Source organism: Rothia sp. 88186D007BW (assembly GCF_053544215.1).
This window is the reverse complement of sequence record NZ_JBPPTR010000006.1, coordinates 32,549-50,320: the sequence shown is the minus strand read 5'-3', so window position 1 is coordinate 50,320 and position 17,772 is coordinate 32,549. Positions and strand designations below refer to the sequence as shown.

General features: G+C 56.7%; 16 protein-coding genes. 15 read left to right on the top strand and 1 reads right to left on the bottom strand.

Annotation, left to right across the window (positions count from 1 at the left end; genetic code table 11):
* The first annotated feature begins 9 nt into the window (after window positions 1-9).
* The 5 genes from thrB to ACEE09_RS04615 all read left to right on the top strand — a co-directional run bounded on the left by thrB (window position 10) and on the right by ACEE09_RS04615 (window position 6,567).
* Window positions 10-1,026: a homoserine kinase gene (gene thrB, locus ACEE09_RS04635; RefSeq protein WP_449082510.1), complete on the top strand. Its 1,017-nt coding sequence runs from the start codon at window positions 10-12 to the stop codon at window positions 1,024-1,026.
* A gap of 310 nt (window positions 1,027-1,336) precedes the next feature.
* Window positions 1,337-3,469 (top strand): transcription termination factor Rho, encoded by a 2,133-nt coding sequence (gene rho / locus ACEE09_RS04630; RefSeq protein WP_449082508.1) that lies wholly within the window; start codon window positions 1,337-1,339, stop codon window positions 3,467-3,469.
* A gap of 15 nt (window positions 3,470-3,484) precedes the next feature.
* The gene (prfA, locus tag ACEE09_RS04625) at window positions 3,485-4,567 is read left to right on the top strand and encodes a peptide chain release factor 1 (protein WP_449082507.1); all 1,083 of its coding nucleotides are present in this window, start codon (window positions 3,485-3,487) and stop codon (window positions 4,565-4,567) included.
* Window positions 4,568-4,569: 2 nt separating this feature from the next.
* On the top strand, window positions 4,570-5,493 hold the full coding sequence (gene prmC, locus ACEE09_RS04620; protein ID WP_449082505.1) for a peptide chain release factor N(5)-glutamine methyltransferase: 924 nt from the start codon (window positions 4,570-4,572) through the stop codon (window positions 5,491-5,493).
* 21 nt (window positions 5,494-5,514) lie between these two features.
* Window positions 5,515-6,567 carry an L-threonylcarbamoyladenylate synthase gene (locus tag ACEE09_RS04615; RefSeq protein ID WP_449082503.1) on the top strand — a complete coding sequence of 351 codons (1,053 nt, stop codon included), beginning with the start codon at window positions 5,515-5,517 and terminating at the stop codon, window positions 6,565-6,567.
* Window positions 6,568-6,572: 5 nt separating this feature from the next.
* On the opposite strand, the gene ACEE09_RS04610 is transcribed toward ACEE09_RS04615, so the two are convergent.
* A complete protein-coding gene (locus ACEE09_RS04610) occupies window positions 6,573-7,646 on the bottom strand; it encodes an NAD-dependent epimerase/dehydratase family protein (protein ID WP_449082501.1) in 1,074 nt (357 codons plus the stop codon).
* A 250-nt stretch (window positions 7,647-7,896) separates the two neighbouring features.
* Here ACEE09_RS04610 and ACEE09_RS04605 point away from each other — a divergent pair, with 250 nt between their 5' ends.
* From ACEE09_RS04605 to atpA, 10 genes are all read left to right on the top strand, one after another.
* A complete protein-coding gene (locus ACEE09_RS04605; RefSeq protein ID WP_449082499.1) occupies window positions 7,897-9,747 on the top strand; it encodes a glycosyltransferase in 1,851 nt (616 codons plus the stop codon).
* Window positions 9,740-11,602 carry a polysaccharide biosynthesis protein gene (locus tag ACEE09_RS04600; protein ID WP_449082497.1) on the top strand — a complete coding sequence of 621 codons (1,863 nt, stop codon included), beginning with the start codon at window positions 9,740-9,742 and terminating at the stop codon, window positions 11,600-11,602. Before ACEE09_RS04605 ends, ACEE09_RS04600 begins: the two co-directional genes overlap by 8 nt.
* The gene (locus ACEE09_RS04595) at window positions 11,602-12,630 is read left to right on the top strand and encodes an MraY family glycosyltransferase (protein ID WP_449082496.1); all 1,029 of its coding nucleotides are present in this window, start codon (window positions 11,602-11,604) and stop codon (window positions 12,628-12,630) included. The genes ACEE09_RS04600 and ACEE09_RS04595 overlap by 1 nt, the downstream gene beginning before the upstream one ends.
* A gap of 4 nt (window positions 12,631-12,634) precedes the next feature.
* Entirely contained in the window at window positions 12,635-13,042 is a 408-nt protein-coding gene (locus ACEE09_RS04590; RefSeq protein ID WP_449082494.1) for a hypothetical protein, read from the top strand.
* Between the two features lie 6 nt (window positions 13,043-13,048).
* Window positions 13,049-13,321 carry a hypothetical protein gene (locus ACEE09_RS04585; RefSeq protein ID WP_449082492.1) on the top strand — a complete coding sequence of 91 codons (273 nt, stop codon included), beginning with the start codon at window positions 13,049-13,051 and terminating at the stop codon, window positions 13,319-13,321.
* A 99-nt stretch (window positions 13,322-13,420) separates the two neighbouring features.
* Complete coding sequence (gene atpB, locus ACEE09_RS04580) at window positions 13,421-14,224, top strand: F0F1 ATP synthase subunit A (RefSeq protein ID WP_449082491.1); 804 nt, start codon at window positions 13,421-13,423, stop codon at window positions 14,222-14,224.
* Window positions 14,225-14,359: 135 nt separating this feature from the next.
* Window positions 14,360-14,569 carry an ATP synthase F0 subunit C gene (atpE, locus tag ACEE09_RS04575; RefSeq protein ID WP_135011536.1) on the top strand — a complete coding sequence of 70 codons (210 nt, stop codon included), beginning with the start codon at window positions 14,360-14,362 and terminating at the stop codon, window positions 14,567-14,569.
* A gap of 51 nt (window positions 14,570-14,620) precedes the next feature.
* Window positions 14,621-15,166, top strand: coding sequence for a F0F1 ATP synthase subunit B (locus tag ACEE09_RS04570; protein ID WP_449082489.1), 546 nt, complete (start codon window positions 14,621-14,623; stop codon window positions 15,164-15,166).
* Window positions 15,166-15,978, top strand: coding sequence for a F0F1 ATP synthase subunit delta (locus tag ACEE09_RS04565; protein WP_449082487.1), 813 nt, complete (start codon window positions 15,166-15,168; stop codon window positions 15,976-15,978). Before ACEE09_RS04570 ends, ACEE09_RS04565 begins: the two co-directional genes overlap by 1 nt.
* Window positions 15,979-16,134: 156 nt before the next feature.
* Window positions 16,135-17,760, top strand: a complete 1,626-nt coding sequence (gene atpA, locus ACEE09_RS04560) for a F0F1 ATP synthase subunit alpha (RefSeq protein ID WP_449082485.1) — start codon at window positions 16,135-16,137, stop codon at window positions 17,758-17,760.
* The last annotated feature ends 12 nt before the right edge of the window (window positions 17,761-17,772 follow it).

Below are 17,772 nucleotides of genomic sequence, written 5' to 3'. Positions count from 1 at the left end.
CCGATTCTTATGTCACTTCCCATGATTGACGGCTCAAACGAGCCTCTTATCCAGCCCCATGACATTCCTGTAGGTGCGCGGGTGACCGTGAAGGTCCCCGCTTCCTCAGCCAACCTGGGCCCCGGTTATGATTCCTTGGGGCTGGCCCTGGCCTACTACGATGATTTGACGGTCACTCGTATACCCGGGGTGGGGGAGCTGACCTTTGATCTTACGGGGGAGGGTGCACACGAGGTCCCCCAGGATGCCAGCCACCTGGTGGTACGAGCGATGGTGGAGGCCTGGAAGGCTGCTGGTCTTCTAGAGCTACCTTCCTTGCATATTCAGGCCCACAACCGTATCCCGCATTCTCGCGGCATGGGCTCATCGGCCTCAGCTATTGTTGCGGGTGTCAGCGCAGCGAATGGCCTCTTGCCTGCTGCCCGCCAGCTCGATGCGAAGGCTGTGTTACAGGTGTGTTCAGGTTTGGAGGGGCACCCCGATAACGTGGCACCCTCTCTCTACGGGCAGGTAGTCATCTCTTATGGGGACGAATCTGGTTGGCATTCTCTGCCTGTACCTGCCCACCCGGAGGTCCTGCCGGTTATCGCTATTCCCGACTATGAGGTGCCCACTAAGGTGGCTCGTGAGCTTATCCCGCAGACTGTTTCTCACCGGGATGCTGCCGCTAACTCAGGGCGGGCTGCGCTGCTGACCCAAGCCCTGGCGTCCTACCCTGAATATTTGCTGCCTGCTACCAGCGACCTTTTGCACCAGCCCTACCGGGCAGTTGCTATGAAGCCCTCTGCCTCCCTGGTAGCTTATCTGCGCGACCAGGGTTTTGCCGCGGTCATTTCGGGGGCCGGGCCCACCGTCATGGCCCTAGCTAAGGGGGCGGACGAACGCGCCCGAGTTCGCCAGGCCATTGAGGCCTTCGCCACTGAAAGAGAACCTAATCAGCACGAGAACCGACCTGTCAGCTGGCGAGTGCTTGATATCGACATCGATACTAAAGGTGTTATGCTTACCTATGAGGAAACCGCCTAACCTTGCCTGGCATCTTGTGCCTGGGCTTGCTTGAGTCGGCCTCATCTCACGGTTTAACTGGTCTGTAGAAGCCTCAGGATGTTTAACCGTTCACTTTTCGCCTGGCCTAGGTGTGCTAAGGCGTCCCTAGCAAAGAGCACCACCTACCTATATGAAGGTGGGGCACTGGCACTGGCCACCCGCTTCTTTCGCCACACGGCGAACGGGGCACCTGGCCCCCTGAACCAATACTCGCCCGCTCTGGGCATGGCGCATCTGTTGCGCCAGAACAATCCGCGAAATCAACGATATTTCGAGAGAAGGAACCTTCGTGGCAGAAAAAACCGACCTGACCGCAGGTACGGAGGCCGCAGCAGCGGCTGAACAGAAGTCCCCTAGCCTGAGCAGCCTCAAACTTGCTCAGCTTCAATCCCTAGCCTCCCAGCTAGGTATCACCGGCGCCCGCCGTCTGCGCAAATCAGATTTGGTGGAAGCTATTTCAGCCCACCAACGCGGTTCTGCTGTAGCCGATCGTCCTGCTGAGACTGGTGAGCAGGCAGAGAAGCCCAAGCGCACCCGTACCCGTAAGACCGCAGCTGAGAAGGCTGCTGAATCAGAAGCCCCCACAGAGGCTCAGGCTGAGGCAGAGAAGCCTAAGCGCACTCGCACCCGTAAGACCGCAGCCGAGAAATCCGCTGAAGCTGAAGAAGCTAAGGGGCAGGAAGCTACTGAGGCTCAGTCTGAGACTGCACCTGAGAAGCCGGCGACCGAGCGCCGCGGTAACCGTCGCGCAAGCAGTGCAACTGTGGCTGCTGAACCCCAGGGTGAGAACAAGCCCGACACCTCAGCCCTTGAAGCAGTCGAAGCTGCCCTAGATGGTCTGGAGTCGCAGAAGGCTGCCCGCAGTGACCAGAATGAGGGCGAAGAGGGTAACAAGCGCACCCGTACTCGCACCCGCACCGACCGCCGCCGCAAGAACGAGGGCGAGAACACCGAGTCTGCTGAGCAGGGCGAGAACTCATCTGAAAACGGTGAGAAGAACGACCGCTTTGAGCGTAAGAACCGCCGTGACCGCAACGACCGCGATAACCGTCAGGACCGCGATAACCGTCAGGACCGCGGCGATAAGCAAGAACGCGATACCCGCGACCGCGGTGGCAAGAACGAGCGCGATAACCGTAGCGAGCGCAACGACCGCCAGCACAACAACGGCCCCGACGAGGACCGCCGCAATAACCGCAAGAACCGCCGCGACCGTCAGGCTGAGCGCCGCGAACGCCGTAACAACCGCCGTGACGACTACGAGCCTGAGATCAGCGAAGATGATGTGCTGATCCCTGTAGCTGGTGTGCTCGATGTGCTAGATAACTACGCTTTTGTGCGTACCTCTGGCTACCTGCCCGGCACCAACGATGTGTATGTTTCTCTGGCTCAGGTCAAGCGTTATGGTCTGCGGAAGGGCGATGCCATTGTTGGTACTATCCGCGCACCCCGCGAAGGCGATAACAACAACCGCCAGAAGTTCAACGCCCTGGTACAGCTCACTTCTATCAACGGTCTGACCTCTGAAGAGTCTAAGGGCCGCCGTGAGTTTAATAAGCTCACCCCGCTCTACCCCAAGGAGCGTCTGCGCCTGGAGACTGAGCCCAAGAAGCTGGGCACCCGCGTTATTGACTTGATTGCTCCTATCGGTAAGGGCCAGCGTGGCCTGATTGTGGCGCCTCCCAAGGCCGGTAAGACCCTGATGTTGCAGTCCATCGCTAACGCCATTACCACCAATAACCCTGAGGTTCACCTCATGATGGTCCTGGTTGATGAGCGCCCCGAAGAAGTGACCGATATGCAGCGCACCGTCAATGGTGAGGTAATTGCCTCTACCTTTGACCGTCCGGCAGATGATCACACCACTGTCGCTGAGCTTGCCATTGAGCGTGCTAAGCGTCTGGTGGAGCAGGGCCGTGACGTCGTTGTGCTGCTGGACTCCATGACCCGCCTGGGCCGTGCCTACAACCTGGCAGCACCTGCTTCAGGCCGTATTCTCTCCGGTGGTGTAGATGCAGCAGCCCTCTACCCGCCCAAGAAGTTCTTTGGTGCCGCCCGTAACATTGAAGAGGGTGGCTCACTGACCATTCTGGCTACTGCCCTGGTTGAGACTGGCTCCAAGATGGATGAGGTGATCTTTGAAGAGTTCAAGGGCACCGGCAACATGGAGCTGCGCCTTTCACGCCAGTTAGCTGATAAGCGCATCTTCCCCGCGATTGATCTCAACGCATCTTCTACCCGCCGTGAAGAGGCCCTGCTCTCACCTGATGAGGTCAAGATTATGTGGCGTCTGCGCCGCGTCCTAGCTGGTATGGATCAGGAGCAGTCCCTGTCTGTTCTGCTCTCTAAGCTGCGCGAGACCCAGTCCAACGTCGAATTCCTGCTCACCGTTGCTAAGAGCGGCTTGGGCCACGGCGAATAAGGAAAGGACATCACCATGATTGAATCTATCCAGGGTCTGCTCGATGAGCACGCAGACCTGCAAAAGCAGCTAGCTGACCCGGCCGTCCACGCTGACCAGGGCAAGGCCCGTAAGCTGGGCCGCCGCTACTCAGAGCTCAACGGTATCGTTGAGGCCTACAATCGTGTCAATACTCTGCGTGATGATATTGAAGCTGCTCGTGAGATGGCAGCTGAAGACCCTGACTTTGCTGAAGAGGTCAAGGAACTTGAGGCTCAGCTGCCTGCGGCTGAAGAGAAGCTACGTCGTCTGTTGATTCCTCGTGACCCGGACGATGGCCGCAACGTCATTCTTGAAGTCAAGGGTGGTGAAGGTGGCGATGAGGCTTCCCTCTTTGCTGCAGACCTGCTGCGTATGTACACCCGTTACGCTGAGTCTAAGGGCTGGAAGACTGAGATGATTTCCTCTCAGACGACCGATGTGGGCGGTTACAAGGACGCCCAGGTGGCTATCAAGGGCAACTCGAACGATCCCGCTGAGGGTGTTTGGGCCCACCTCAAGTACGAGGGTGGTGTGCACCGCGTCCAGCGTGTCCCGGCGACCGAGTCCCAGGGCCGTATCCACACTTCAGCAGCTGGTGTGCTGGTTTTCCCTGAGGTTGATGAGCCTGAGGAAATCGAGATTAACCAGAACGATTTGAAGATTGACGTCTACCGTTCGTCTGGTCCTGGCGGTCAGTCCGTGAACACCACTGACTCTGCTGTGCGTATTACCCACCTGCCCACCGGCATCGTGGTTGCTATGCAGAATGAGAAGTCTCAGATTCAGAACCGTGAAGCTGCGATGCGCGTGCTGCGTGCCCGTCTGTTGGCTTGGCAGCAGGAGCAGATTGATGCTGAGAACGCTGAGAAGCGTCACTCCCAGGTGCGCACCATGGACCGTTCTGAGCGTATCCGCACCTATAACTTCCCTGAAAACCGTATTGCCGATCACCGTACTGGCTATAAGGCCTACAACTTGGAGGCTGTGCTCAACGGTGACCTTGAGGCTGTGGTGCAGTCTGCTATTGAGATGGACGAGGCCGCCCGCCTTGAGAAGCTCGGTCAGGAAGACAAATAAGCGTGGCTGATTTTAGCCTGCAGCCCGGTGAAGAGCTCGATTCGGCCCTTCGCCGGGCTGCGCTCTATCTTGGTGCAGCCGGTATTGAGTCGGCTGCCGCTGACGCCCAGCTACTTGCCGCCTACTTGTTAGAGAAGGACGCCGGTGAGCCGGTCTCGCGGGGGCGGGTGCAGTCTTTGGCCTTGCTGGGTTACCCGGTACCGGAGGGCTTTGAGCAGCTGGTTAACCTGCGTGCTGAACGCCTTCCTCTACAGCATTTGACCGGTCAGGCCTTTTTCCGGGGCTTGACCTTGTCGGTGGGCCCTGGGGTTTTTGTACCCCGCCCAGAGACGGAGTTGTTGGTGGAGCATGCCCTGGCTGCTTACCGCAGGATGGGGCAGGTGCTGCCCGGCCGGCCGGTGGTGGTTGATTTGTGTACTGGCTCAGGTGCTATTGCAGCATCTTTGGCTACTGAACTTGCTGCTGATGGGCAGGTGCCAACCCCGCGCGTCCTTGCTGTTGAGCTTTCTACTGAGGCTGCTGCCTGGGCTGAGCGTAACCTGGGCCCGGCCGGGGTGGAGCTAGTAACCGGGGATGCCCGTACTGCCTTACCCGGCTATGAGGGTACTGTGAGTATGGTTGTTTCTAACCCGCCTTATATTCCTGCTGGTGCGATCCCTAAAGACCCCGAGGTGCGAGATCACGACCCTGACCTGGCCCTGTATGGTGGGGGAGAGGACGGCATGGAACTGCCCAGGGCAATTGCAGACCGGGCCTATGCCCTTTTGGCCCCCGGTGGTTATTTGATCATGGAACATGCTGAGACTCAGCGGGAGCTGATGCGCCAAGTGCTGGGGGCTGCTGGGTTTGAGCGTATTGACTCTATTGATGATTTTGCAGGTAAACCCCGTCACACCTCTGGCTTTAAACCGCTACCAGGTATCTAAGAATGTGAAAGAATGATGAGTGTGAAAGCAACCATTGTTAGTGCAACCGACTCCGCGACCCTTGGCGATGCGATTGAAACCGCCAACGCGGCAATCGGCGAGGCCAAAACTATCGTGATTCCTACCGATACTGTCTACGGTATCGCTACTGATGCCTTTTCGGTGGAGGGTGTGGGTAACCTGCTGGCAGCTAAGGGCCGCACCCGGCAGATGCCCCCGCCGGTGCTGATTTATGACCAGTCTGTTCTTCCGGGGCTGGCTGATGAGATTTCTGAGGATGCCCGCGCCCTGGCAACCGAATTCTGGCCGGGTGCTCTGACCCTGATTTTTTACTCTCAGCCCTCCTTGAACTGGGATTTGGGTCAGACCCAGGGCACTGTTGCTTTGCGCGTACCCAATGATCCGGTGGCTATCGAACTCTTGAAGAACCTGGGGCCTTTGGCTGTTTCTTCGGCTAATAAGACGGGTCGGCCGGCAGCTACGACCGCCCAGGAAGCCATGGCCCAGTTGGGTGATGAGGTGGCTCTTATTTTTGATGGTGGCCCGCGCCCTGAGAACCGCCCTGAGGGTTTTGAAGCTAAGGACGCCCTGCCCTCAACTATCGTGGACTGTACCTCTAACCGCCTGGTGGTGGTGCGTGAGGGGGCTATTTCTGTTGAGCGCCTGCGCGAGGTGGTGCCCGGTGTGCTGACCCGTGCTGAGTTTGAAGCCCAGGAACAGGCCCGCCGTGAGGCTGAAACCGCCCTGGCCGCTACTTCAGAGGCCATGGAAGATACCGAGGTTTCGCCCCGATCTGTAGCGGATTCTGAGCTAGATGAAACTGAGACTGGGCGTCAGGCTGCTGCTCCTGCTGCTGGCTCACTGGCAGCAGACCTCATCGCTGATGCTCGCCAAACGGTGGTAGCCGTTGACCAGCGCCGCACCGCAAACGCCCATACTCCGGCAATCCGCCTAGTGAAAGATAATACTAAGCCCTACTCGGTAGCTCATGCCCGTTCGCTGGTCTTCGGCACCCAGAGCAGTGCCCCCGCCGAACCGTTACTTGATACGGACGACGAGGGCACCAAGAACTAGGCAGTTTAGTTCTTAAAGCGACGATCTTTGGCCAATCCCAGTGCACTATGGGCGGTCCGTAGCACCTCACTGACCCGAGCCTGGGGCACGAGGCCATTCTCTCGTGCCCAGGAATCGTCAATATCCTGCCCAAACCACATCACCTCTACCCGGCGCACCGGCCCGGTGAGCCGGTCACCCAGTAGCTCAGAAACCTTATAACCGGTAGCAACCAGAGCGCGGCAAAGAGGGGCCGGTAAGTGCAGGGGGTAGCGGCGTCCTGCATCGATAAGAACAGACTCAGTCGTTGCCCCCTCCCAGGGCTGCATGACAATAGCCGGTAGAGAGCCTGTGAAGCTAGCAACCTGATAAACAAATTCTGCTAGGGCAAAGTTAGAGGAGACCGGGGTCCGGCGCGGGGTACGCCCTGCAACAGAGGCCAAGGCAGATGAAGCAATCTTTGCAAAAGCCTCAGTGGTGCGCCGTCCGCGGCCCTGCACACTGGTGGCTCGAATAATGCAGATTTCAACGGCATGATCCTGGGCAACCTCAACGGGGTTATGGGAGGGCGCTGCCGGGAACTCTGAATCTTCAGACCCCGGCGCCTGGCCCCGTGCCGCTGTTTCTTCAATGAAGGAGCGCAGCTTCAGGAGCACTTCTTCGCCCAGAGCTTTGGAGAAAGAATAGGCCGAGAAAGGCTGGGTCTCTTCGCTCGGCGTGAGCGTAGCAACCTGCCCTAGCACGGCAGCGGAGCTGAGGTGGATAACCCTACTGACGCCGGTACGCTGAGCTGCAATGGCGATAACAGCAGGAAGTAAGGCGTTGCCCCCCAGCAGGGGCACTAAATCTTCTTGGTCAGGTGCTGCCAAACCTGAAGCATTAATGACGACATCACACCCGGCAAAAGACTCAGCTAGGGAATCGATAATGCCTTCTAACTGCCGGGCTTCCTCAATGAGCTGGTTTGCCTCAGCGGTGCGTGTGAGTAAGCGGGGAGCTTCCACAGCATCGACCCGAATACCTTCAGCAGCTAGCCGGGCTACAATTGATGAGCCTACAAAACCGCTTGCCCCAATTACTTTCCACGTGGTCTTTACCATGCCTCTACTCCCTCTATGCGGTGGTGACTGGTGGGCCGTCTATGACCCTACCCCTAGGGTGTCATAGGCTGGGCAGAATTACACGTAGGCCATGCCACGATGAGCTAAGGTTTGGTGGTTGGGTAGCAGGTGATGGGCTAATCTCCAGGTGAGTTCGGTAAACTTGAGTAGAATTGTGTGCACTGCGCCCTGATAGCGGGGTAAATGCATGTATGCAGGTGGCCTCACCCACGAAAGGACCTGTCTGCCCATGGTATCTGTCCCAACGCCCCAGCCGCGCCCTCAGGAGCGCATTGTTGCTGTAGTGGTGACCTATAACCGCCGTGAACTTTTGGCGCAGACCCTGGCAGGAATAGAGGACGGGGCGCTAACACCCGATACGGTCATCATTGTCAATAATGCTTCTACTGACGGCACTGAAGAGTTTCTAAGAAACTATCAGAGCTCTCTGGCGACCGATATTGTGAACCTTCCCCAGAACGTCGGCGGGGCAGGGGGCTTTACTGTAGGTATCGACCGGGCCCTGAGCCGACACGCAGCAGACTTAGTCTGGGTCATGGACGATGACACCGAACCCACCGAAACAACCCTCTCAGAGGCCTACCGGGCCTGGGCCGATTACTCCCAGGTACGGGCAGAACGCCCCGCGGTGGTGGCCTCAAAAGTAGTGTGGACCAACGGCCAAGACCACCCCATGAACACTATGCGCACCATGTTCGCCGCCGGGCCTGAACGTACCGCCCGAGCCGCCGCAGTAGGTGCCCGGCCCATCCGCTCAGCCTCCTTTGTCTCCATCATGATGGACGCTGCGGCCATGCGAGCCACCGATTTGCCACTGGCAGATTTCTTCATCTGGAACGACGACTTCGAATACACCACCCGCCTGATTCACCACAGCAACGGTATCGCCACCGACCGCTCAGTCGCTTACCACCACACCAAGACCTTCGGCACCACCGATACCAAACCCGGCCCTCGTTTCTACAACGATGTGCGCAACAAACTCTGGGTTTTTTGCGCTCGCCGCACCCTCACTCCGCTTGAAAAGCTACTGTACGGTGGATCAACGGCGCGGCTGTGGCTGAACACCCTAGTGCATACTGATGAGAAGAAGACCTATGCCGGTTATTTCTTCCAGGGTGTTAAGGACGCGGCGGCTGGCTACCGCCCCAATAGTGAGGTACTCGATGGGGTGTACCAGCTTGAGACACCCCAGGTAGCGCACAAGGTACGGGCTAAGTACAGTACAGATACCGCCTTTTCCTTGCTGATGAGCGTCTATGCAAACGACCAGCCAGAGCATGTGCGCCTGGCACTAGCCTCTAATACCCAGGAACAGACCCTCAGCCCTCATCAGGTGGTCTTGGTAGAAGATGGGCCTTTGAGCCCTGCCCTTTCTCAGGTGATTGCTGACTTTAAAGAGCAGAGCAAGCTGCCGGTGACGGTGATATCCCTTGAACGGAATCATGGGTTAGCTGCTGCTTTGCGGGAGGGGCTACGCGCCTGCACCTACGATATTGTTGCCCGGGCCGATGCAGATGATATCTCCACCCCTGAGCGATTCGCCCAGCAGATACCTCTGGTTGCTAGCGGGCAGTATGACGTCTTGGGTAGCGCCATGTATGAGTTCACGGACGACCCCGCCCACCCCGAAACTGAACGGAAAGCAGTTACCGGTGAGCAGGCTATCTGCGATACCTTACCCAAACGCAACCCCATGTTGCACCCCACCGCGGTCTTCCGCAAGAGTGCTGTAGACGCTGTGGGTAGTTATGTGGAAGTTCCGGGGGCCGAAGACTACTGGCTCTGGGCGCGGATGAGCCGGGCCGGGTTCGTCCTGGGGAATCTGGCTCAGCCTCTGGTGAGCTACCGGGTAGCTAGCGCCTACACCCGCCGCGGTGGGGTAGCGGCCCTGCGCAAAGATTTACAGGTTCAGCGTAGGCTCTATACAGGGGAGGTTCTGAGCCCTCTCCGTTGCGTGCAGAACCTTGCCGTGCGTGCTCTTTACCGCCTGGCACCAGAAGCAGTGCGTACGAAGGCTTTTAGAGCTATGACCGGTCGCGCCCCGCAGGGGGAGAAAGAGAAGGGCAATAATGTCTAAAGAACCGTCCCTGCAGACCACCTCTATTCCTCTCTTGACCTCAAGCTCTGACCGGAAAGTCTGGTGGAAGTATGTGCAGATGGGTTTGGACTCATTTGCTTGGTTAGCGGCCCTCCCTGCGGCTTTCGTTCTGCGCTATGGCATGGATCTGAGCCAGATTGATACACGAGGGCTAGCTGCTGTTGTGCTAGTTATGGTGGCCCTTCACCTGGGCGGTGGCCTGATAATAGGCCTCTACCGTGGTGTTCATAGCTACGGCACCTTGCAAGAAGGCAGTAAGCTCTACCCTCTGCTGTTTACGAACCTCTGCATTATGCAGATACTGCTTCTGGCGTCCTCTCGAGCCTTTGGTGTTCCTCGTTCTGTGGTGCTGATTGCTTTCCCTATCGCTATTTTGCTGATGATGGGCTTTCGTTATAGCAAACGAATCTACGAGGAAAATACCAACCGGCCCAAGGGCGAGGACGTACAGAAGGTTATTGTCTATGGCGCCGGTTTCTTGGGGAGGAACGTGGTGTCTTCCCTGATGACAGACCCTAAGGCCAAGTATCTGCCGGTGGCGATTGTTGATGATGACCGCTCGGTACGCAATGCCCGCATTCACTCGGTCAAGGTTGAGGGCACTAGTGCTGACTTAGCTGCTTTGGTGAAGCATCACCAAGCCAGCAAGGTGCTGATTGCCATTGGCGAGGAAATCCCTGAACGGCGCCTGGTTCGCATAGCCCAGAGCATGAAAGAGCTGGACGTAGAAACCATACGTATCAACTCTGCGGTTCCTGATATGGGGCAGACCCGTAAGCGTAGCGATGAAAATAATGAACGTGAGCTTCTTGAGAAGATTCGCGGAAAGATAGATTACAAGATCGATCACGAGTTGATTCGTAGCTATGTGCAGGGCCGCCGTGTGCTGGTCACCGGTGCTGGCGGGTCGATTGGGTCAGAGCTGTGCCGCCAGATTTCAGCCTATAGCCCTGCTGAACTGATGATGCTAGATCACGATGAGTCCTTGCTCATGGATACCCGCTATTCGTTGACGGGTTTGTCGAGCCTGGATGATCCCAGTGTGATTCTGGCAGATGTGCGAGATGCGGAGGCTCTCGAGGCAGTTTTTGTTGAACGTAAACCTGAAGTTGTATTTCACGCGGCTGCTCTCAAGCATGTCTCTGCCCTAGAGGCCTACCCCAAGGAAGCCTACAAAACCAATACCCTGGGGACCGCTAACGTCCTCAAGGCTTCAGCTGAGGTTGATGTTCAAGTTTTTGTGAATATCTCTACCGATAAGGCAGCTGACCCCACCACCGCACTAGGCCAATCCAAGCGGAGCGCCGAAATGCTGACCAGCTGGTACGGCCAGCAGACCGGGCGTAGCTATGTTTCGGTACGATTTGGCAACGTCTTTGGTTCACGAGGGTCCATCAAACCCCTCTTTACCAAGCAGATTCTAGACGGCGGCCCCCTGACCGTCACCGACCGCAACGCAACCCGCTACTTCATGCTCATTCCCGACGCCTGCCTGCTAGTCATGCTAGCTGGAGCTATCGGCCACAGTGGTGAGGTGATGGTCCTTGATATGGGTGAACCCGTGAAGATTCTCAAGGTCGCTGAACACATGAGAAGTCTCTATGAGCGCTTTGACGTAGCGATTGAAGTGATTGGTTTACGCGCCGGTGAAAAGCGTGATGAAGTACTCTTTGGCCAGGACGAGGTGCACCAACGCTGCCACGAAAACGAAAATATTATGAGGGCTCAAGCCCCCACCTTTGACCCTGCTGAACTGAACTACGCTGGGTGGCTGGAGAACTACCGGAGCCACCGTGGCTATGACCGCACCGAACACCCTGGGCAGGAGGCCTAATGACTACCTCAGAACTGCTCACCCTCCTTGTGGTTCCTGCCACCCTTGCTTTTCTTGCAGGTCTGCTCTTACCCCTTGCTGTGCGTCCGCTGCTTCACCGCTGGAACTTAGTTGATATCCCCACGGCACGCTCTTCCCATAGTTCCCCGGTCTTCCGAGGCATGGGGCTGGCAACCGCACTGGCCGCCACGCTGGGGTATCTGGTGGCCCTGATCGACGGGCAGATTTTTACTGATCGTTCTATCGCCCTCTTCGTGCTCTTTGGCATGGTTACATCAGGTGCTTTGGGGTGGGCAGAGGACTACCGCGGGGTTTCCATTAAGGTTCGTTTTGCAACTCAGCTACTCATTGGTCTTATCGTCACCTTGGGCATGACTGCCATGCTAGGAACCTCCATCTTCTGGGTTCCCTTGGGTATCTTCGCGATTGTCGCCTATATCAACGTGGTGAACTTTATGGACGGCATCAACGGTATTTCTGGGTTGCACGGCCTTGCGGTGGGGGCCACCTACGCCTATGCAGGCTGGGTTAACCAGATGCCTTGGCTACTTGCTGGGGGAGCGGCTGTGGCAGCAGCCTACCTGGCCTTCTTACCTTGGAATGTGCGTACCGGCAAAAATGTTTTCCTGGGGGACGCCGGTTCCTACTTCCTGGGAGGTGCTATTGCTTCCATGGCGGTAGGGGCCTTCCTCTCCGGGGTCTATGTGGAGTACATTCTGGCCCCTCTGCTGGTTTATCTGGCAGATACTGGAACTACCCTCTTACGTCGTATCGTGCGCGGAGAGAAGTGGTATACCCCCCACCGGACCCATGTTTATCAGCGCCTGACAGACCAGGGTCTAAGCCACCTGGGCAGTGCAGTTCTGGTGACAGTGACGACAGGTACGGTAACGGTAGTGACCGTACTAACCCTACCCTTTGAAACCCAGAACGCTATCTGGTCCGCTGTGCTTGTTGCCTTGATGGTGGCTCTTTATCTTCTTTTGCCGACTCTGCTAGGGAAGGTGCGGCAGCGTGATGGGAAGTAAACCCATGGGCATCAATGAGATGCCTTGGCTCAAAATTTTCCAGCGCGTCTGCTGTGCTTTGGCTATTGTGGCCCTGGTCGGTACGATGGTGGGTGTACTTACCGTAGGTAAATCCGCTGCGGGTGGATTCCTGACCGGGCTTGCTCTGGTTTATCTCAGTTTCCTAGTCGGAATCATGGTTGTGATACTGGCTGAGAAGAGGTCGATGAAAAGCGCGGCAGTAGCTCTTTTGGCCATGTACCCCATCAAGATGATGATGTTTACCGGCCTTTTAGTGTTAGCTCCAATACCGCAAGATTTTCGTAACGGCTGGTTTCTGGCGGGAGCTTCTCTGGCGCTACTGGTTCAGCTCACTATCGAAACAAGAGTTATTTCCCAACAGAGGATTCTCTATTTCGATTCGGTAGGATGACATCAGGTGAAGGAGCATATGCCCTTGGGCAAGACAGACGATAAATGGTACAAGCAAGATAAGCAGTTACGTTCTGCTGGCGACCTAGTAGCTGGTGGCGGAACGGCTGGGGCCTTTATGACGCTTATCTATGTCATGATAGGCATTGGTATCTGGAGTTTGGTAGGCTATGGTCTAGACCACTTACTAGGTACAACCTGGATTGCTTGGGTAGGCGGATTCGTTGGCGCCTTTGGGGGTATCTACTTGGTATTTATCCATATGCAGCAGCGTAAATAAGACCAACTAGAACCGGTTGGCGCACATATAATTTTGATTCTTTAAACCTCTGAGGTTGCTGGAGCCAGCGGCCAATACGAAGCAATGAAAGGACTTGCCTTGATATCAAACGGGCTAGTTGTCGCAGCGGGAGAGCAACAAGGCTACGTTCCGCCCACTATCGATGAGATGCACCTACCTGCAATCTTCACGATCGGTGATTTTGAGTTCAGCAAGCAGATGCTGCTGGTTCTCCTATCGGTAGTTATCGTTGCTGGCTTCTTCCTCTTCGCTGCCCGCAAGCGGGCCGTGGTTCCCTCACGCACCCAGTTTGTTGGCGAAATGGGCTACGGGCTGGTCCGCAACAGCCTAGGTAAAGAGCTGATTGGCGCCCACCACTACAAGCCTTTTGTGCCCCTGCTCTTTACCGCTTTCTTCTTTATCCTGGTCAATAACCTCTATGGCTCAATCCCCGTTGTGCAGCTACCGACTATGTCTCACGTAGGTTCTGCCTATGCGCTAGCTGCCATTGCTTACCTGACCTGGGTTGGCGTAGGTATCAAGCGTAAGGGTCTAGGTAAGTTCTTCAAAGATATGACCATGCCCTCCGGTGTTCCCCCGCTGGTCTACGTCATTCTCATTCCCATTGAGTTCATATCTAACATGCTCATCCGCCCCGCCACTCACGCCCTGCGTCTTTTTGCGACCATGTTCGGTGGCCACCTGGCCATTATGGTTGCTGCCTCACTGACCCAGTACCTGATTATTGAAGCCGGTGGTATCGCCGCTGTCGCATCGCTTGGTTCAGGTGCCTTGGGTATCTTCCTCTACTTCCTGGAACTGATGATTCAGGTAATTCAGGCCTACGTCTTTACCCTGCTCCTTGCGGTCTACCTGCAAGGTTCGGTTTCTGAAGGCCACTAACACTATAGATTTTCTCCGTTGATACCTCAGCGGACGAGAAAAGCAACCCGCTTTAGCGGGGAGTGCCCACATCAAAACTCTGCCCCTTACACAAGACACAAACCGCAAGGGGCACTGTGAAAGGAAACAAACATTATGGAACTCACCGGTTCACTTACCGCAGTTGGTTACGGTCTGTCAGCTATCGGCGGTGGCATCGGCGTAGGTCTGATTTTCGCAGCCTACATGACCTCCGTTGCCCGTCAGCCTGAGTCACAGCGCACCCTGCAGCCCATGCTCTTCCTGGGCTTCGCACTGGTTGAAGCACTGGCAGTTCTCGGCCTGGTTCTTGCGTTTATCAAGTAATTTTTGGCCCCGCCGAAAGATTGACCAAACTATAGAACAGGAAAACCCCCTATGTCTCATTTAATGGCAGCAGCAGAGGGCGCGAACCCTCTGATCCCCAATGTCTGGGAAATCGCCATTACCGCCATCGGGTTCCTGCTCCTGCTCTTCATCGTCACTAAGTACGTTGTCCCGGCATTCGAAAAGATTTACCAGGACCGTAAAGAGGCAATTGAAGGTGGTCTAGCCAAGGCTGAGAAGGCTCAGGCAGAGGCCGCAGCAGCACGCGAAGAGTACGGCCAGCAGCTCGAAAGCGCTCGTCTGGAAGCTCAGAAGATTCGCGAGGAAGCACGCGCTGAAGGCGACGCCATCGTGGCAGAAGCTAAGGAGCGCGCAAACGCTGAGGCAGCTCGTATCACCGAAAACGCCCAGAAGACTATTGCAGCAGAACGTGCATCTGCCGCAGCATCACTTCGTGCCGAAGTTGGCGCTCTGGCAACCTCACTGGCTGGCAAGATTGTGGGCGAATCCCTCAATGACGATGAGCGATCCGCACGTGTTGTCGATCGTTTCCTCGCTGACCTTGACGCACAGCAGCAGGCAGGTGTAGCCCGCTAATGTCAGCAGTATCGACTGAATCACTGAACAAGGTGGAACAGGTTCTGGTGGCCCAGCCTACCGACAACCCGACCCACCTCGCAGAAGAACTCTTCGCTGTTGTCGATGCTATTGACAACAACGGCGGGTTCCGGCGAGGTCTAACCGATCCTTCCCGCGAAGCAGCGCAGCGAGCAGGTATCGCCCGCTCCGTTTTGGGCGGCAAGATTTCCGACGCCGCTCTGGCTATCGTTTCTGCAGCAGCAGAAGCCCGCTGGAGCGAAGAACGCGATCTAGCTGATGCCCTTGAAAAAACCGCTGTTACCTCAGTAGCGCTTTCTGCTGAACAGCGCGGAGGTGTCGACGCACTAGAGCAGACCGTCAACGAACTGCTGACCTTCATCAACACCGTTGATGCCTCAGCAGAAGCACAGGACGCTCTTGCCGATACCAGGGCAAGCAAGGAAGCACTCAAGAAGCTAGCTATCAGTCTCGGTGGCCATGTAGCCACCGCTGAAGGCAAGCTTCTGCTCGAACGAGTTGCCACTGCGGCCCGCGGAACCACCGCAGCCCAACTGGCCAACGAATTCGTAGAAATCATCGTCAAGCGTCAAAACCGTTGGATCGCACGAGTAACCTCAGCAACTGCGCTCACTGCAGAGCAGATTGCAAAGTTGCAAGGGTCACTCAACAAGACCTACGGCAAGGAGCTGAAGCTCGACATCACCGTAGACCCCGCCCTACTGGGAGGTCTGCGTGTGCAGGTAGGGGACGAAGTCATCGATGGCTCACTATCCACCCGACTATCAGAACTTAGCCGCGCTTTCGCATAGGCGATTTCCACAGTCGAGACCTCGACGGTGATTGAGAAGATACACAGGCGATAATGGGCCAGCCTCAGGGCATAACCCAAGCACGTCACATAAGTTTCGGTAGGCCTGTCGCACTCCGGCAGGCACACCAACAAATTAGGAGAGCAGGGACATAAGATGGCCGATTTGACCATCAACGCCGATGATGTCCGTAAGGCGCTGAATGAATTTGCAGCGTCTTACGAACCCGGCAATGTAGAGCGCGTAGAGGTGGGTCGAGTTGCATCAGCATCCGACGGCATCGCACGCGTTGAGGGTCTTCCCTCAGTAATGGCTAACGAGCTACTTCGCTTTGAAGATGGCACCCTTGGCCTGGCACAGAACCTCGATACCCGCGACATCGGTGTCATCGTCCTCGGTGACTTCACCGGCATCGAAGAAGGCCAGGAAGTACACCGTACCGGCGAGGTTCTCTCAGTACCGGTCGGTGACGCCTACCTAGGGCGAGTCGTTGACCCCTTGGGTAACCCCATTGACGACCTAGGAGATATTGAAGCTGAAGGCCGCCGCGCCCTCGAACTTCAGGCCCCCGGCGTCACCCAGCGTAAGTCCGTTCACGAGCCCCTCCAGACCGGTCTCAAGGCCATCGACGCCATGATTCCCATTGGTCGCGGCCAGCGTCAGCTCATCATTGGTGACCGTCAGACCGGTAAGACCGCTATCGCAGTCGATACCATCTTGAACCAGAAGGACAACTGGGCAAGCGGCGACCCCAACAAGCAGGTCCGCTGTGTCTACGTTGCTATCGGTCAGAAGGCCTCAACCATCGCCGCAGTACGCGAAACCCTCAAGCAGAAGGGCGCCCTGGAGTACACCACCATCGTGGCTTCTCCCGCCTCAGACGCAGCAGGCTTCAAGTACCTGGCACCCTACACCGGTAGCGCCATCGGCCAGCACTGGATGTACGGCGGCAAGCACGTTCTCATCATCTTCGATGACCTCTCCAAGCAGGCAGAAGCCTACCGTGCAGTATCACTGCTGCTCCGCCGTCCCCCGGGCCGCGAAGCATACCCCGGCGATGTCTTCTACCTCCACTCCCGCCTCCTAGAGCGCTGTGCAAAGCTCTCTGACGAGCTGGGCGCAGGTTCAATGACCGGCTTCCCCATCATTGAAACCAAAGCAAACGACGTTTCCGCCTTCATCCCCACCAACGTCATCTCCATCACCGACGGCCAGATTTTCTTGCAGTCCGACCTCTTCAACGCTAACCAGCGCCCCGCGGTCGATGTAGGTATCTCTGTCTCCCGTGTCGGTGGTGCAGCGCAGACCAAGGCTATGAAGAAGGTCTCCGGTACTCTCAAGCTCGACCTTGCCCAGTACCGTGCAATGGAAGCCTTCGCCATGTTCGCCTCTGACCTCGATGATGCTTCAAAGGCTCAGCTGACCCGTGGTGCTCGCCTAACCGAGCTGCTGCGTCAGCCCCAGTACACTCCTTACGCAGTTGAGGACCAGGTTGTTGCAATCTGGGCAGGTACTAACGGCTACCTCGATGACGTTGAAGTTTCAGACGTTCTACGTTTTGAAGCAGAGTTCCTCGACCACCTACGCCGCACCACCTCAGTACTGCAGGACATCGCAGCATCAGGCAAGCTCGAAGACGAAAACGTAGCAGCACTCAAGACTGCCATCGCCGACTTCAAGCAGGGCTTCCGCTCAGAGGGCACTAGCCACCTCGTTGACGCTGGCCACGAAGAGCACAAGCCCCTGTCAGACACCGAAGTATCCCAGGAAACCATCGGTTAGCGATTTTCCTAG

What these genes read in the sequence shown, in the direction of transcription:
- thrB (WP_449082510.1), top strand. Translation starts at nt 10, where the DNA reads ATGTCACTTCCCATGATTGACGGCTCAAACGAGCCTCTTATCCAGCCC.
- prfA (WP_449082507.1), top strand. Translation starts at nt 3,485, where the DNA reads ATGATTGAATCTATCCAGGGTCTGCTCGATGAGCACGCAGACCTGCAA.
- ACEE09_RS04610 (WP_449082501.1), bottom strand. Translation starts at nt 7,646, where the DNA reads ATGGTAAAGACCACGTGGAAAGTAATTGGGGCAAGCGGTTTTGTAGGC.
- ACEE09_RS04605 (WP_449082499.1), top strand. Translation starts at nt 7,897, where the DNA reads ATGGTATCTGTCCCAACGCCCCAGCCGCGCCCTCAGGAGCGCATTGTT.
- ACEE09_RS04600 (WP_449082497.1), top strand. Translation starts at nt 9,740, where the DNA reads ATGTCTAAAGAACCGTCCCTGCAGACCACCTCTATTCCTCTCTTGACC.
- ACEE09_RS04595 (WP_449082496.1), top strand. Translation starts at nt 11,602, where the DNA reads ATGACTACCTCAGAACTGCTCACCCTCCTTGTGGTTCCTGCCACCCTT.
- ACEE09_RS04590 (WP_449082494.1), top strand. Translation starts at nt 12,635, where the DNA reads ATGGGCATCAATGAGATGCCTTGGCTCAAAATTTTCCAGCGCGTCTGC.
- atpE (WP_135011536.1), top strand. Translation starts at nt 14,360, where the DNA reads ATGGAACTCACCGGTTCACTTACCGCAGTTGGTTACGGTCTGTCAGCT.
- ACEE09_RS04570 (WP_449082489.1), top strand. Translation starts at nt 14,621, where the DNA reads ATGTCTCATTTAATGGCAGCAGCAGAGGGCGCGAACCCTCTGATCCCC.
- ACEE09_RS04565 (WP_449082487.1), top strand. Translation starts at nt 15,166, where the DNA reads ATGTCAGCAGTATCGACTGAATCACTGAACAAGGTGGAACAGGTTCTG.
- atpA (WP_449082485.1), top strand. Translation starts at nt 16,135, where the DNA reads ATGGCCGATTTGACCATCAACGCCGATGATGTCCGTAAGGCGCTGAAT.